Genomic DNA, 15,278 nt, shown 5'->3' on the forward strand with positions numbered 1-15,278 from the left:
GTAAGGAAGGGACCTGACTCATGGGAGCCCAGCTCCGGGTCTACAAGCGTCGCATCCGCTCCGTCACCGCGACCAAGAAGATCACCAAGGCGATGGAGATGATCGCCGCCTCGCGCGTCGTCAAGGCGCAGCGCAAGGTGACGGCCTCCGCGCCGTACGCGACCGAGCTCACCCGCGCGGTCACGGCGGTCGGTACCGGTTCGAACACGAAGCACCCGCTGACCACGCAGGCCGAGACGGTCGTGCGGTCCGCGGTACTGCTTCTGACCAGTGACCGCGGTCTGGCCGGCGCCTTCAACTCCAACGCCATCAAGGCCGCGGAGAAGCTGACCGAGCGCCTGGAGCGCGAGGGCAAGCAGGTCGACACGTACATCGTCGGCCGTCGTGGCCTCGCCCACTACAACTTCCGTGAGCGCAAGGTCACGGAGTCGTGGTCCGGGTTCACCGACGAGCCGACGTACGCGGACGCCAAGCAGGTCGCGGCCCCGCTGATCGAGGCCATCGAGAAGGACACGGCGGACGGCGGTGTGGACGAGATCCACATCGTGTTCACCGAGTTCGTCTCGATGATGACGCAGACGGCGCTCGACGACCGGCTGCTGCCGCTCAGCCTCGACGAGGTGGCTCAGGAGTCGGCGACGAAGGACGAGATCCTTCCGCTGTTCGACTTCGAGCCGTCGGCAGAGGACGTCCTCGACGCCCTGCTGCCGCGCTATGTGGAGAGCCGCATCTACAACGCGCTTCTCCAGTCGGCCGCCTCCAAGCACGCCGCGACGCGGCGCGCGATGAAGTCGGCGACCGACAACGCCGGAGAGCTCATCGAGACCCTCTCCCGCCTTGCCAACGCGGCCCGCCAGGCCGAAATCACCCAGGAAATCAGCGAGATCGTCGGTGGCTCCGCAGCCCTGGCCGACGCGTCCGCGGGGAGTGACAGGTAATGACGACGACAGTTGAGACGGCCGTTGCCACGGGCCGCGTCGCCCGGGTCATCGGCCCGGTCGTCGACGTGGAATTCCCCGTCGACGCCATGCCGGAGATCTACAACGCCCTTCACGTCGAGATCTCCGACCCGGCCGAGGCCGGTGCGAAGAAGACGCTGACCCTGGAGGTCGCCCAGCACCTGGGTGACGGCCTGGTCCGCACGATCTCGATGCAGCCCACCGACGGTCTGGTCCGCCAGGCCCCGGTCACCGACACCGGCACGGGCATCACCGTCCCGGTCGGCGACTTCACCAAGGGCAAGGTGTTCAACACCCTCGGTGAGGTGCTGAACGTCGACGAGACCTACGACGGTGAGCGCTGGTCCATCCACCGCAAGGCGCCGAACTTCGACGAGCTCGAGTCGAAGACCGAGATGTTCGAGACCGGCGTCAAGGTCATCGACCTGCTGACCCCGTACGTCAAGGGTGGCAAGATCGGTCTGTTCGGTGGTGCCGGCGTCGGCAAGACGGTGCTCATCCAGGAGATGATCTACCGCGTCGCCAACAACCACGACGGTGTCTCCGTGTTCGCCGGTGTCGGCGAGCGCACCCGTGAGGGCAACGACCTCATCGAGGAGATGGCGGAGTCGGGCGTCATCGACAAGACCGCCCTGGTCTTCGGTCAGATGGACGAGCCCCCGGGCACCCGTCTGCGCGTGGCCCTGGCCGGTCTGACCATGGCGGAGTACTTCCGCGATGTGCAGAAGCAGGACGTGCTGTTCTTCATCGACAACATCTTCCGCTTCACGCAGGCCGGTTCCGAGGTCTCGACGCTGCTCGGCCGTATGCCCTCCGCGGTGGGTTACCAGCCGAACCTGGCCGACGAGATGGGTCTCCTCCAGGAGCGCATCACCTCGACCCGTGGTCACTCGATCACCTCGATGCAGGCGATCTACGTCCCCGCGGACGACCTGACCGACCCGGCCCCGGCCACCACGTTCGCCCACCTCGACGCGACGACGGTTCTCTCCCGTCCGATCTCCGAGAAGGGCATCTACCCGGCCGTGGACCCGCTGGACTCCACCTCCCGCATCCTGGACCCGCGCTACATCGCGGCGGACCACTACAACACCGCCATGCGCGTCAAGACGGTGCTGCAGAAGTACAAGGACCTCCAGGACATCATCGCGATCCTCGGTATCGACGAGCTGGGCGAGGAGGACAAGCTCACCGTCCACCGTGCCCGTCGCGTGGAGCGCTTCCTGTCCCAGAACACCCACGTCGCCAAGCAGTTCACCGGCGTCGACGGGTCGGACGTCCCGCTGGACGAGTCGATCACCGCGTTCAACGCGATCATCGACGGCGAGTACGACCACTTCCCGGAGCAGGCGTTCTTCCTGTGCGGTGGCATCGAGGACCTCAAGGCCAACGCCAAGGAGCTGGGCGTCTCCTGAGCCTCGTGCTCGTAGAGGGGGCGGGTGCGTCCCGCCCCCTCTTCCACGCCCACTAGACTTGTAACCAACACCCGGCAGACCCGCCGGGTGGTGACCCGAGGAGCCACCTTGGCTGCTGAGCTGCACGTCGCGCTGGTCGCGGCCGACCGAGAGGTCTGGTCCGGCGAGGCCACCCTGGTCGTCGCGCGCACCACGTCCGGCGACATCGGCGTCATGCCCGGTCACCAGCCGCTGCTCGGTGTGCTGGAGTCGGGCCCGGTGACCATCCGTACGAGTGACGGTGGAACGGTCGTCGCCGCGGTGCACGGCGGTTTCATCTCGTTCGCCGACAACAAGCTGTCGCTGCTGGCCGAGATCGCCGAGCTCTCGGACGAGATCGACGTCCAGCGCGCGGAGCGGGAGCTCGAGCGCGCGAAGGCGGAGGGCGACGCCTCCGCCGAGCGTCGCGCGGACGTACGACTGCGTGCGGCGGCGGCGCGCTGACCCCAGCGCGGATGCGATGACGTCACTCAGCCGCGGCCGGCACCGGAGCAATCCGGAGCCGACCGCGGCTGAGGCAGATATGGATGTTTTTTCCGTTCCGTTACCTATTTCGGGTACCTAGGAGACGAGGAGGTCGGTGTCGATGGTCCTCGCTCTGACTGTGTGCGGAATCGTCGTGGCCCTGGTGGTACTGGGGCTTTTCGTCTTCGGCCTGCGCCGCAGACTCATCCAGCGCTCCGGCGGGACGTTCGACTGTTCGCTGCGCTGGGACGTCTCCGAGAAACCGGACACCAGTGGCAAGGGCTGGAGCTACGGCGTCGCCCGCTACAACGGCGACCGTGTCGAGTGGTACCGCGTCTTCTCCTACGCCTACCGCCCGCGCCGCGTCCTGGAGCGCTCGTCGATCGAGGTGGCCGGCCGCCGTCTGCCCGAGGGCGAGGAGGAGCTGGCGCTGCTCTCCGACGCGATCATCCTCACCTGTCTGCACCGGGGCACGCGCCTCGAACTCGCCATGAGCGAAGACGCGCTGACCGGTTTCCTCGCGTGGCTGGAGGCAGCCCCACCCGGACAGCGCGTCAACGTGGCCTGACGGGCCTGACGGGTCTACTGCAGGCCGCTGTTGATGGCGCTCACCAGCTCGCCGCCCGCGGTGTCACCGCTGAACTCCCAGAAGAACGCGCCGCCCAGGCCCTGGTTCTTCGCCCAGGTCATCTTCCCGGCGATCGTCGAGGGAGTGTCGTAGGACCACCAGTTGGTGCCGCAGTACGCGTACGCCGTGCCCGCGATCGTGCCGGTGGCCGGGCAGGACGTCTTGAGCACCTTGTAGTCCTCGATGCCGGCCTCGTAGGTGCCGGGGGCGGCGCCGGTCGCCGTGCCGCCGGGGGCGGACTGGGTGACGCCGGTCCAGCCACGGCCGTAGAAGCCGATGCCGAGCAGGAGCTTGGCGGACGGGACCCCCTTCGACTTCAGCTTGGCGATCGCGTCGGCGGAGTTGAAGCCCGCGGTCGGGATGCCGGAGTACGAGGTGAGCGGGGAGTGCGGGGCCGTCGGGCCGTCCGCGTCGAAGGCGCCGAAGTAGTCGTACGTCATCACGTTGTACCAGTCGACGTAGGCCGAGGCGCCGCCGTAGTCGGCCGCGTCGATCTTGCCGCCGGTGGAGCCGTCGGCGGTGATGGCCGCGGTGACCAGGTAGTCGGAGCCGAATGACGAACGCAGCGCCGACATCAGGTTCTTGAAGGCTGCCGGCCCGCTGGTGTCGCAGGTCAGCCCGCAGGCGTTCGGGTACTCCCAGTCGATGTCGATGCCGTCGAACACGTCGGCCCAGCGCGGGTCCTCGACGACGGCCTTGCAGGAGGCGGCGAAGGCGGCCGGGTTGGCCGCGGCCTGGGCGAAGCCGCCCGAGTAGGTCCAGCCGCCGAAGGAGTACAGCACCTTGATGTGCGGGTACTTGGCCTTGAGCTGGCGGAGCTGGTTGAAGTTGCCGCGCAGCGGCTGGTCCCAGGTGTCGGCGGTGCCGCTGACGGACTGGTCGGCGGTGTAGGCCTTGTCATAGGCGGCGTAGGTGTCGTCCACGACGCACTTGCCGTCCTTGACGTTGCCGAACGCGTAGTTGATGTGCGTGATCTTGGAGGCCGAGCCCGAGGTCACCAGGTTCTTGACGTGGTAGTTGCGGCCGTAGACGCCCCACTCGGTGAAGTAGCCGAGCTTGACCTTGCCGCCGGTGGGCGGCGGGTCGGTGGTGCCGCCGGTGGTGCGCACGGCGACCGCGCCGCTGACCGGACCGGTCTGGTCGGCGGTGTCGCGGGCCTGGACGGAGTAGGAGTAGTCGGTGCCGGCGGTGAGGCCGGTGTTCGTGTACGAGGTCGTCGTCACGGTGGCGATCTTCGCACCGTCGCGCAGGACGTCGTAGTTCTTGATGCCCTTGTCGTCCGTGGCCGCGCTCCAGGCCAGTTTCACCGAGGTGTTGGTGACGTCGGAGGCGGTGGGGGTGCCGGGGGCGGAGGGAGCCGCGTCGCCGGGGACGGTGGTGCCGTCACAACTGCCGCCGTTGAGCTTGCAGTTGGCGGGGGAGCCGGAGCCGGTGCCGTTGAAGCCGAAGGAGACGGAGGAGCCCGGGGCGAGGGTGCCGTTCCAGGACTTGTTCTTGGCGGTCCAGTGGGTTCCGGAGGATGTGACGTCGGCGTCCCAGGCGGAGGTGACGGACGTACCGGAGGGGAAGTCCCACTCGACCGTCCAGGAGCTGAGGGAGGTGGTGCCGGTGTTCTTCACCGTCCACTTGCCTTCGAAGCCGGTGCCCCAGTCGGAGGCCTTGGTGTAGGTGGCGGTGGCGGACGTCGCGGCCTGGGCCGGGCTCGCGAGGCCGACCAGGCCGGCGAAGGGGAGCAGGAGGGTGGCGAACCCTGCCGCGGCTTTGTGTCTGAGTCTGAAGCGCATGCTGCGCCTCCTCTTGTCATTTTGCGCCTCCGGCGCGCTGCAGCCGGTGTCGAGAGCACGACCGTGCTCAGCCCTTCGGGCCTCCGCGCGCTCGCACTCTCGACACCGTCGCGCGCCTTTGGCGGGGGAATTGGGGGCGCGACTGAGCCTTCGCACCCACGGTGCCGAGAGAATAGAAAGGTCTGGACCATCGGTCAATAGGTCTGGACCAGTAGGCCTACTGGTCGGTCAGATCCCCAACTCCAGTGCCAGTACGGCCGCTTGGACCCGGCTGCGCAGCTCCAGCTTCCCCAGCAGCCTGCTGACGTGCGTCTTCACCGTCGCCTCGGCCATGTCGAGGCGGGTCGCGATGCCGGCGTTGGACAGACCCTCGCCGAGACAGGACAGCACCTCGCGTTCGCGGCGGGTGAGGGCGTCGAGGACCGCCGGATCGGTGCCCGGTTCCCGTACGGGCTTCGCCGCGAACTCGGCGATCAGGCGCCGGGTGACGGCCGGTGCGATCAGGCCCTCGCCTCGGGCCACCGTGCGGACGGCTTCGAGGAGGTCCTTCGCCTCCGTGTTCTTCAGCAGGAACCCGGCGGCCCCCGCCCGCAGCGCCCCGAACACGTACTCGTCGAGGTCGAAGGTGGTGAGCACGAGCACGTCCGCCAGGCCCTCGGCGACGACCTGCCCCGTCGCCGACACCCCGTCCAGGCGCGGCATCTGAATGTCCATCAGCACGAGGTCGGGCCGCAGCTCGCGGGCCAGCGCCACCGCCTGCTCGCCGTCCGCCGCCTCGCCGACCACCTCGATGTCGGGGGCGCTGCGCAGGATGAGGACCAGTCCGGCACGGACGGCCGACTGGTCCTCGGCGACAAGGACCCGGACGGGTCGGCTCATGCGGGATCTCCTTCGGTGAGGGGAAGCGTGGCGCGTACGGTCCAGGACCTGCCCTCGGGGCCGGCCTCGAACGTGCCGCCCAGCAGCGCCGTCCGCTCCCGCATGCCGACCAGTCCGGCGCCCGAACCGGGGGCGCGCGGCCCGTCCCGGTCGCCGTACGGGCTGCTGACCGCGACGGTGAGCGAGCCGTCCCGCTGGGCGAGCGCCACGGTGACGCGGCCGGGGCGGGCGTGCTTGAGGGCGTTGGTGAGGGACTCCTGCACGATGCGGTACGCGGCGAGCTCGACCGGCGTGGGCAGCGGGCCGTACTCGGTGTCGAGGATGACGTCGAGGCCGTTGGTGCGGGCGCCGTCGACGAGGGAGCCGAGGCCGTCGAGGGTCGGGGCCGCGGCCGGTTCCAGGTCGCCGCTGCTGTCGCGCAGGATGCCGATGAGCCGCCGCATCTCGGCGAGTCCCTCGACGCTGTTCTCGCGGATGACGCCGAGGGCCTCCCGGGAGGTGGCGGGGTCCTCCAGGGAGAGCGCGGCCGTGGAGTGGATGGCGATCGCGGAGAGATGGCCCGCGACCAGGTCGTGCAGCTCGCGGGCCATCCGGGCACGCTCGGCGACGACCGCCTGGGAGCGGTCCACCTCGGCGAGCAGCGCGGTCTGTTCGGCACGCAGCCGGGCCGCCTCGGCGGCGTCGCGGTGGTAGCGGACGAGTGCGCCGGTGGCGGCCGGGGCGAAGGACACCACGCCGGTCACGAACCCGATCAGCAGCGCCTCCGGCTCCCGCCACCAGGCCACGAACCCGATGGTCATGGCCACGGTGACCAGGCCCGTGGTGACGGGCAGACGGCGGGCGGCGGACGGGCTGCCGTACAGGGCGGCCGCGTACATCAGGTCCGTGTACATCGTGACCGTGACGATGTTGCCGCGGGTGAACTGGTCGGCGATCACCATGACGGTCCCGATGCAGACCGCAAGCTGGGGCCTGGTCCGGCGCATCAGCTCCAGGACCGACATCACGGCGAGCGGCGCCAGCACCCACGCTCCGGGGAGGACCCGCCCGGGGTTGGAGTACAGACCGAGCGCCCAGACCAGCACACCGCAGAGCAGTCCGGTGACGGCGACGCACACGTCGAAGCGGTGCGGGCGGGGCAGTCGCAGGGCCATGACTCCATCCAACACGGGCCGCACGCCGGGCGCCTGATTCCCGGGAAGGGTCCGGAACTGCATCTTTCGATGTACCGCGACCTCGTCAACGCCGACGACGATTCCCGTGGAGCGCACCGGGAGCCTGGAAGGGTGACCGAGAGGAGCGAACCGTGATCGTCGCGTTGATCATCGCCTGCGAGGTCGGCTTCTGGGTGCTGCTGGCGCTGGGCCTGGCCGTCCGCTACCTGCTGAAGTGGCGCCGGACGAGCGTGGTGCTGCTGCTGTGCGAGCCCGTACTGGAACTGGTCCTGTTCGTCGTGACGGCGATCGACCTGAAGAACGGCGCCGAGCCGAGCTGGGAGCACGGCCTGGCGGCGCTCTACATCGGCTTCACCGTCGCCTACGGCCACTACACGATCCGGTGGCTCGACGGTCACGCCGCCCACCGCCTGGCCGGCGCCCCGCCCCCGGCGAAGCCGCCGCGCTACGGCCGCGCCCGTGCCCGGCACGAGGCCAAGCTGTGGCTTCGGGCGGTGTACGGGGGTGCGGTGGCCCTGGCCCTGCTCCAGCTCGCCGTCTGGTACGTCGGCGACTCGGGTGACGTCAGCTCGCTGCGCAGCTTCCAGTGGGTGGCGCTGCGCACGGTCGGCATCTACGGCCTGATCGCCCTCTCCTACACGATCTGGCCGAGGAGGCGGCCGCCCGGGTCAGCGCTCCCCGCCCGGGACCCAGAGCACGTCCCCGACGTCCTTGTTCGCCGCCCGGGCAAGGATGAAGAGCAGGTCCGATAGGCGGTTGAGGTAGGTCGCGGTGAGCGGGTTCATCACCTCGCCGTGCACCTCCATCGCCGCCCACGTGGACCGCTCGGCCCGGCGCACCACCGTGCAGGCCTGGTGGAGCAGGGCCGCGCCCGGGGTTCCCCCCGGGAGAATGAAGGAGCGGAGCTTCTCCAGCTGCTCGTTGAAGCGGTCGCAGTCCGCCTCCAGCTTGTCGATGTAGAACTGCTCGACCCTGAGGGGCGGGAACTCCGGGTTCTCCACCACCGGCGTCGACAGGTCCGCACCCACGTCGAACAGGTCGTTCTGGACGCGGATGAGGACCTTGACGATCTCCTCGTGGAGGTTGCCCAGCGCGATTGCCGTGCCGATCACCGCGTTCGCCTCGTTGGCGTCGGCGTACGCCGAGATCCGCAGATCGGTCTTGGCGACCCGGCTCATGTCACCGAGGTTGGTGGTGCCCTTGTCGCCGGTCTTCGTGTAGATGCGCGTCAGATTGACCATGAGGCCAGCGTAATTACGCCCCGGACGTCCGGAAGACCCGTGTGCCCACCGTCACGGACAGCGCGGCGAGGCCGACGGCCACCAGGACGCCGTACAGCATGGGCATCGACGTGTACGAGCCGATGTACGCCTCCCGCACCGCGTCCACCAGATAGCGGAACGGCATGAAGTGCGAGAGGACGTCCAGCCAGGCCGGGCCCAGGGCCATGGGGAGCATCAGGCCGGACAGGAGCATGGACGGCATGGTCAGGGCGTTGATCGTGGGGCCGAACTCCCCCGGGGTGGCGACCTTCATGGCGAGCGCGTACGACAGCGCGGCCAGCGAGACCGTGAGCAGCGCCACGAACGCGAAGCCGATCAGGATCCCGGGCAGGGGAGCGCGCAGCCCCATCGCCACCGCGGCCAGCACCAGCAGCACCGCCTGGAAGACGAACACCGTGGCGTCGCGCAGGACGCGGCCCAGCAGCAGGGCCAGGCGGCTGACGGGCGTGACCCGCATGCGCTCGACCACGCCCTGACTCTTCTCGATGATGATCGAGAAACCCGCGAACGACGCCCCGAACAGGCCGAGTTGGAGCAGCAGGCCGGGGACCAGCAGCTGCCAGGAACTGCCCTGCCCGCCGAGCGGCAGCCCGGTCAGCAGCGGGCCGAAGAACACCAGATACAGCAGCGGCATCAGCACGCCGAAGAGCAGTGCGAAGCGGGAGCGCAGGGACTGACGGAGGTAGCGGCCGTAGATGAGGGCCGTGTCGTGGAGCAGCATCTCTTCGATTCCTATACGGCTACGGGGGCGGCGTCGGTCGGCGTGGCGCTGCGGCCGGTGATCGCGAGGAAGGTGTCCTGGAGGCTCGCGTCGATCGAGCCGCCGTACTCCAGCTTCAGCGCGCTCGGCGTGCCCTCCGCCACCACGACGCCCTTGTCGACGATCACCAGGCGGTCGGACAGGGCGTCGGCCTCGTCGAGGTAGTGGGTCGTGAGGAAGACGGTCGTGCCGTGGTCGTCGCGCAGGCGGCGGACCAGGTCCCACAGGTCGGCGCGGCTGCCCGGGTCCAGTCCGGTCGTCGGCTCGTCGAGGAAGAGGACCTTCGGGCGGTGCGTGAGTGCCATCGCGATGTCCAGGCGCCTGCGCTGCCCGCCGGAGAGCGCGCCCGCCTTGCGGTCGAGGAGGCCGGTGAGATCCAGGTCGCGGGCCAACTCCTCGGCACGCTCGGTCGCCTGCGCCTTCGTCAGGCGGTACAGGCGGCCCTGGGTGACCAGCTCCTCCCGCACGCCGATCTGCGGGTCGACCCCGCCCGACTGCGCCACATAGCCGCAGGCCCGCCGTACCCCGGCCGGGTCGGCGGCCAGGTCGCAGCCGGCGACGGTGGCGGCGCCGCCGGTCGGGGGCAGCAACGTGGTCAGCATGCGCAGGGTCGTGGTCTTCCCGGCGCCGTTCGGGCCCAGGAAGCCGAGGATCTCCCCTTCTCGGACGGTCAGGTCGATGCCGCGCACGGCCTCCACCGGGCCGAGCTTCGTCTGGAAGGTACGGGCCAGACCGGCCGTACTGATGATTGCCATGGCCCCAGAAAAACAGAGCCTCTTAAATTTTGCAACAGCCCCAAAATTTCAGGGAGTCCAAGAAGCGATAGGATTCGGACATGGTTGAGGGACTCAGGGAACGGAAGAAGCGCGAGACCAGGCAGCGCATCTCGGACATCGCCACCGGGCTGTTCCTGGAGCACGGCTTCGTCACGGTCACCATCGCGGAGGTGGCGGAGGCCGCCGACGTCTCCGTGAACACCGTCTACAACTACTTCCCGACCAAGGAGGACCTCTTCCTCGACCGCAGCAAGGGCGTCGTCGACCGGCTCTCGCGCTGGGTGCGCGCCCGTGACGTGGGTGAGTCGGCGGCCGCGGCCGTGCTGCGGGAGCTGCGCGACGAGGTCGAGGCGGTCTCGCCCCGGGTCGGCCTGATGGAGGGCTACGAGCGGTTCATGCGGGTCATCCACGACGCGCCCCCGCTGCGCTCCCGGCTCTGGAGCATCCAGCAGCAGGTCCAGGAGAACCTGGAGGTGGCCCTGCGCGAGGAGACGGGCGCGGCGGCCGACGACCCGATCCCCACCCTGATGGCCGGTCAGCTCAACTGGGTCCACCAGGCGGTCATGGGTGTCATCGGCCGCGAGATGGTCGCCGGGCGCAATCCGGACGAAGTGTCACGAGAGGTGCTTGTGCTTCTCGACCACATCGAGGAGCTGTTGAGCGAGAAGGTGCTCAACTACGCCGTACGAGGCCAGTAGTGAGCCGTGCCGGTGTGATGTCCGTCAGATGAGACGTGACGCGCATTACTTACCGGTCACACGGCCCCTCACCTTCGCTAAGGTCCGCCGGAGAGGCAATCGTAAACAGCGTGTAAGCGCGCGTGTGCAGTCATCAAAGGGGAGTCGCACAGTGGCACGGAAGCTTGCCGTCATCGGCGCCGGCCTGATGGGTTCCGGTATCGCCCAGGTCTCCGCGCAGGCGGGCTGGGACGTCGTCCTGCGTGACGTCACCGACGAGGCACTCAAACGTGGCACCGACGGCATCAAGGCCTCGTACGACAAGTTCGTGAGCAAGGGCAGGCTGGAGGCGCACGATGCCGACGCCGCCCTCGCCCGGATCACCGCGACCACCGACATGGATGCCGTCGCGGACGCCGACATCGTCGTCGAGGCCGTCTTCGAGAAGCTCGAAGTCAAGCACGAGATCTTCCGCGCCCTCGACAAGATCGTGCGGGACGACGCCGTGCTCGCCTCCAACACCTCCGCCATCCCGATCACCAAGATCGCGGCCGTGACGGAGCGCCCGGAGCGCGTGGTCGGCACGCACTTCTTCTCGCCGGTCCCGATGATGCAGTTGTGCGAGCTCGTACGCGGCTACAAGACGAGCGACGAAACCCTCGCCACCGCGCGGGAGTTCGCCGAGTCCGTCGGCAAGACCTGCATCGTCGTCAACCGTGACGTGGCCGGCTTCGTGACGACCCGTCTCATCTCGGCGCTCGTCGTCGAGGCGGCGAAGCTGTACGAGTCGGGCGTGGCCACCGCCGAGGACATCGACCTCGCCTGCAAGCTGGGCTTCGGCCACGCCATGGGGCCGCTCGCCACGGCGGACCTCACCGGCGTCGACATCCTCCTGCACGCCACCGGCAACATCTACACCGAGTCCCAGGACGAGAAGTTCGCCCCGCCCGAGCTGATGCGCCGGATGGTTGACGCCGGTGACATCGGACGCAAGAGCGGGCAGGGCTTCTACAAGCACTGAAACCGCACAGGCCCCTGGGGCTTCACACCCCTGGGTGAATTCGGTATCGGTTCGCTTACAGACGGCAACCTCTGACCGCCCAACACCGTCAGAGGTTGCATCACCGGAGTTGCATCACCGGCCTTTCACTTCCGCGGAGCACAGACGACGCACGGGGAGCGCATATGTACATCAGGGGCGACCACGCCGAGCTGGTCGTCGGGGGCCGCCTCGACGTCCGCAGCGCGGCGGACGCCCGTACGGTCCTGCACACGGCCGTCGACGACGGAGTCGGCGACCTCGTGCTGGACCTGTCCGAGCTGGACTCCTGGGACGCCACCGGCCTCGGGGTGATCATGGGGGCCCACCGGCGCGCCGGCCGCTGCGGCCGACGGCTCGTGCTGCGCGGCGTACCGCCGCAGATGCAGCGCCTGCTGGTCGCCACCAGGCTGCACCGGATCCTGGCGATCGAGGGCGGCATCGGGGTGGAGTCACTGCCCCGGGTGTGACGCCCGGTACGGGTGGGGGCAGGCGGCCGGGCGTTTCCGGTTGCGAAACACACGACGCGCGCAATCCTCATGAGACTGTGACGTCTCGGACGGCGCGGGACCCCGGGCTGTCGTAGATACTGTGCGAAGGTTTAGGGTTCGGTCGCCCGCTACAGACAACCCTCGAGCGGGCCCGGACCAGAAGCGACAGCGCGGTGTGCAACAGGCCGGGAGGGGCCGGAGCTGGCACACGACGCTTTTGGGGGGCTTGAACCTATGGACCCGAACAACCGGGAGCCCGAGGAGTACGGCCACGACGGTGACGCCCATGCGTCCGGCCGGCGTCCGCCGAGGGATCCCCTCACATCGGACTTCGCACCACATTCACCCGTAATCGCCCGGACCGTGCAACTCGTGGTCGGCGACTACCTGCTCACCGTCAACCCTGTCGACGGCAGCGAGATAGAGGCCTGCCCGCCGGGCGAGCGCCCCGGCCGTCCCGAGAAGCTCGGCGCCGCCGAACGCGCGGAGGTCGCCCGCACGGCCAAGCCGCCGGTCCCGCCGGGACCGACGCAGCCCGAGCTGCCGCTCCTGGCCCGCCAGGAGGAGCGTGAGCGGCTGGTACGGCTGCTCGCCCGCGGCCGCTCCGTACGCCTCACCGGCCCGGCCGGCTCCGGCCGCACCAGCCTCCTCGACGTCGTCGCCGAGGACTGCGCGGACCTCGCCCCCGACGGCGTCGTCCGCCTCAGCGGCTTCCACCGCACGTCGAGCGACCTGCTCCACGACCTCTTCTACGCCGTCCACAACGCGCCCCTGCACCGCCCGGACCGGGACGAACTGCTCTCCCACGTCCGTGAGATCGGCGCGGTCGTCGTCCTCGACGACGTCGAGTTCGGCGGCGCCGCCCTCGACGAACTGCTGGACGCCACGCCCGAGTGCGCCTTCCTGATCGCGGCCACGCCCGACGTGCCCGCCCCGTCCGCCGACTCCGCGCTCGAAGAGGTCTTCCTCGCCGGCCTGGAGCGGGCCGACGGCGTGGAGCTCCTGGAGCGTGCCGTCGGCCGCGTCCTCACGGAGGAAGAGGCGAACTGGGCCGGGGACCTCTGGTTCGAATCCGAGGGCCTTCCGTTGCGGTTCGTCCAGGCCGGGGCGCTGCTGAGGCAGCGCGAGCGCCAGCGGGCCGAAGCCGGTGCCGTCGACGAGTTCGGTGTCTTCGCGGACGCCACGCCGGTCGACGCACCCTTTGACGCACCTTTCGACGCGCCCTTCGACACCTCCGTGGATCCGTCCCTCGACACGGACGACGCCGAGACCCCGCCGTTGCCCGCGCTCGGCGAGGCCGCCGCACCCGCCCCGCTGCTCGCCGCACGCCTCAGCGAGTCGGCCCGCGCCACCCTGCGGTTCGCCGTCGCGCTCGGCGGAGAGGTGCCGCATCAGGCGCACCTGCCCGCCCTCGTCGGCGACACCCACGCGGACGCCGCCCTCGGTGAGCTGGCCTCCTGCGGCCTGGTCTCCCCGGTCGGCTCCCGTTACCGCCTCGCCGCCGGCGTGCAGACCCAGCTGGAAGCCGCCGGCTACGGCGACGACATCGAGGCCGCCGCCCGCACCGCCGCCCAGCATTACGCCTGGTGGGCCGGCCACCCCTCCGTCACCCCCGAGCGGGTGTGCGTCGAGGCCGATGCCGTGCTCGCCGCCCTCGGGCTGCTCGTGCCGGGCACGACACCGCCCGCCGAGGACGAGGAGAGCGCCACCGTGCAGCTGGCCCGCACGGCGGCTCCGGCGTTCGCCGCGGGCGGGCACTGGGGCGCCTGGGAGCGGGCGCTGCGCTCCGGCGCGGAGGCCTCCCGGCTCGCCGGGGACGTGTCGGAACAAGCCTACTTCCAGCACGAGTTGGGCATCCTCGCGCTCTGCGGCGGACAGCTCGACCGGGCCCGTGCCGAGCTGGAGGCCTCCATCGGCCTGCGCGCGGCGCTCGCCGACAAGCGCGGCACCGTCGCCGGGCGCCGCGCCCTCGCCCTGGTGGCCGACCGCTCGGGCACCGTGCCCGGCCTCGCCGCGATGGCGGGGGAGGAGGTGCCGGACGCCCGGTACGAGGAGTCGCAGTCGCCTCCCGGCGGCGTCCCCGCGGCGTTCCCGCAGCTTCAGCGGCCCGCGGACAGCTCCACGCTGGTCACCTACCAGGCTGCGTCCGCGTCGTCCTCCGCGCCCGGGTCCTCCGGGCCGTCCCCGGCGTCTCACAAGGCGCGGGGCGGCCTCAGGGGCCTTGCCCGGCGCAACCTCGTGGCGGCCGGCGCGGGCGCGCTGCTCGTGGCCGTACTCGGCACGGTGGTGACGCTCGGCGCGACCTCCGAGAACGACGCCAAGAATCCGTCCGACCAGGTCGGCGTCAACCCGTCGGCCAGCCAGGACCTGAACGACGGCAGCCTGGGCGCGGACGTGCCGAAGGACGACGGCTCCGGCGACACCGGCTCGGCCACCAGCCGGCCGACCGATCCGGGCCCTGACGGCACGTACGGCACCTCCGACGACCCGACGCCCACGGACGCGGCCGAGCCGTCCGACGAGCCGAGCGGGACGCAGGGGGCGAGCAGCGGTTCGTCGACGTCGCCCACCAAGCCGTCGACGAAGCCGCCGTCCTCGTCCAAGCCGCCGACGTCGCCGTCGAAGCCGCCGAGCACTTCGACGTCTCCGACGCCGACACCGACACCGACGCCGACGCCCACCGGGACCGGGACGACCACGCCGACGGATGACCCCACGACCACCCCGTCGACCTCCGACTCGGCCAGTGGCCCGGCATCCTCACCGGTGGAGTCCAGCAGCTCCGCCGGTGCCCCGCAGAGCAGCGAGGCAGGCACGAGCAGCGCGGATCCGGTGATCTGACGTCCCGTACAGGCACAGCGCACAAGGGCCCGGTCCGAGGAAACGGACCGGGCCCTTCACGTCGTGG

At 70.1% G+C, this 15,278-nt stretch carries 15 protein-coding genes; 9 read left to right on the top strand and 6 right to left on the bottom strand.

All coding sequences use genetic code 11. From position 1 onward, the window contains the following. Window positions 1–20 precede the first annotated feature (20 nt). The 4 genes from ADK57_RS32535 to ADK57_RS32550 all read left to right on the top strand — a co-directional run bounded on the left by ADK57_RS32535 (window position 21) and on the right by ADK57_RS32550 (window position 3,446). Window positions 21–938, top strand: a complete 918-nt coding sequence (locus ADK57_RS32535) for a F0F1 ATP synthase subunit gamma (protein WP_053753231.1) — start codon at window positions 21–23, stop codon at window positions 936–938. Continuing rightward, complete coding sequence (gene atpD / locus ADK57_RS32540) at window positions 938–2,374, top strand: F0F1 ATP synthase subunit beta (RefSeq protein ID WP_053753232.1); 1,437 nt, start codon at window positions 938–940, stop codon at window positions 2,372–2,374. The genes ADK57_RS32535 and atpD overlap by 1 nt, the downstream gene beginning before the upstream one ends. Before the next feature lie 108 nt (window positions 2,375–2,482). Further along, window positions 2,483–2,857: a F0F1 ATP synthase subunit epsilon gene (locus ADK57_RS32545; protein ID WP_053753233.1), complete on the top strand. Its 375-nt coding sequence runs from the start codon at window positions 2,483–2,485 to the stop codon at window positions 2,855–2,857. 142 nt (window positions 2,858–2,999) lie between these two features. Then, complete coding sequence (locus tag ADK57_RS32550) at window positions 3,000–3,446, top strand: DUF2550 domain-containing protein (protein ID WP_053753234.1); 447 nt, start codon at window positions 3,000–3,002, stop codon at window positions 3,444–3,446. Window positions 3,447–3,460: 14 nt separating this feature from the next. Here ADK57_RS32550 and ADK57_RS32555 read toward each other — a convergent pair whose 3' ends face one another. The 3 genes from ADK57_RS32555 to ADK57_RS32565 form a co-directional block, all read right to left on the bottom strand. Then, entirely contained in the window at window positions 3,461–5,290 is a 1,830-nt protein-coding gene (locus tag ADK57_RS32555) for a glycoside hydrolase family 18 chitinase (protein WP_053753235.1), read from the bottom strand. A 228-nt stretch (window positions 5,291–5,518) separates the two neighbouring features. Next, window positions 5,519–6,169, bottom strand: coding sequence for a response regulator (locus ADK57_RS32560; RefSeq protein ID WP_053753236.1), 651 nt, complete (start codon window positions 6,167–6,169; stop codon window positions 5,519–5,521). Beyond that, complete coding sequence (locus ADK57_RS32565) at window positions 6,166–7,323, bottom strand: sensor histidine kinase (RefSeq protein WP_053753237.1); 1,158 nt, start codon at window positions 7,321–7,323, stop codon at window positions 6,166–6,168. Before ADK57_RS32565 ends, ADK57_RS32560 begins: the two co-directional genes overlap by 4 nt. A 152-nt stretch (window positions 7,324–7,475) precedes the next feature. Between ADK57_RS32565 and ADK57_RS32570 the strand changes: the two genes are divergently transcribed. Next, window positions 7,476–8,096: a hypothetical protein gene (locus tag ADK57_RS32570; RefSeq protein WP_053753238.1), complete on the top strand. Its 621-nt coding sequence runs from the start codon at window positions 7,476–7,478 to the stop codon at window positions 8,094–8,096. Here the strand turns inward: ADK57_RS32570 and ADK57_RS32575 are convergent. Genes ADK57_RS32575 through ADK57_RS32585 form a run of 3 tightly spaced genes read right to left on the bottom strand, consistent with a single transcriptional unit; the run spans window position 8,013 to window position 10,142 of the window. After that, window positions 8,013–8,585 carry a cob(I)yrinic acid a,c-diamide adenosyltransferase gene (locus ADK57_RS32575; RefSeq protein ID WP_053753239.1) on the bottom strand — a complete coding sequence of 191 codons (573 nt, stop codon included), beginning with the start codon at window positions 8,583–8,585 and terminating at the stop codon, window positions 8,013–8,015. The genes ADK57_RS32570 and ADK57_RS32575 overlap by 84 nt on opposite strands. A gap of 13 nt (window positions 8,586–8,598) precedes the next feature. Then, entirely contained in the window at window positions 8,599–9,348 is a 750-nt protein-coding gene (locus ADK57_RS32580; RefSeq protein WP_053753240.1) for an ABC transporter permease, read from the bottom strand. Between the two features lie 11 nt (window positions 9,349–9,359). Further along, entirely contained in the window at window positions 9,360–10,142 is a 783-nt protein-coding gene (locus ADK57_RS32585; RefSeq protein ID WP_053753241.1) for an ABC transporter ATP-binding protein, read from the bottom strand. A gap of 80 nt (window positions 10,143–10,222) precedes the next feature. On the opposite strand from ADK57_RS32585, the gene ADK57_RS32590 reads away from it, so the two are divergent. The 4 genes from ADK57_RS32590 to ADK57_RS32605 all read left to right on the top strand — a co-directional run bounded on the left by ADK57_RS32590 (window position 10,223) and on the right by ADK57_RS32605 (window position 15,211). Then, window positions 10,223–10,861 (top strand): TetR/AcrR family transcriptional regulator, encoded by a 639-nt coding sequence (locus ADK57_RS32590; protein ID WP_053753242.1) that lies wholly within the window; start codon window positions 10,223–10,225, stop codon window positions 10,859–10,861. 151 nt (window positions 10,862–11,012) lie between these two features. Beyond that, entirely contained in the window at window positions 11,013–11,861 is an 849-nt protein-coding gene (locus ADK57_RS32595) for a 3-hydroxyacyl-CoA dehydrogenase family protein (RefSeq protein ID WP_053753243.1), read from the top strand. A 164-nt stretch (window positions 11,862–12,025) separates the two neighbouring features. Further along, on the top strand, window positions 12,026–12,349 hold the full coding sequence (locus ADK57_RS32600; protein ID WP_053753244.1) for an STAS domain-containing protein: 324 nt from the start codon (window positions 12,026–12,028) through the stop codon (window positions 12,347–12,349). A 255-nt stretch (window positions 12,350–12,604) separates the two neighbouring features. Continuing rightward, window positions 12,605–15,211, top strand: coding sequence for an ATP-binding protein (locus ADK57_RS32605; protein WP_053753245.1), 2,607 nt, complete (start codon window positions 12,605–12,607; stop codon window positions 15,209–15,211). The last annotated feature ends 67 nt before the right edge of the window (window positions 15,212–15,278 follow it).

The sequence above is a fragment of the Streptomyces sp. MMG1533 genome (assembly GCF_001279775.1).
Lineage (GTDB): Bacteria > Actinomycetota > Actinomycetes > Streptomycetales > Streptomycetaceae > Streptomyces.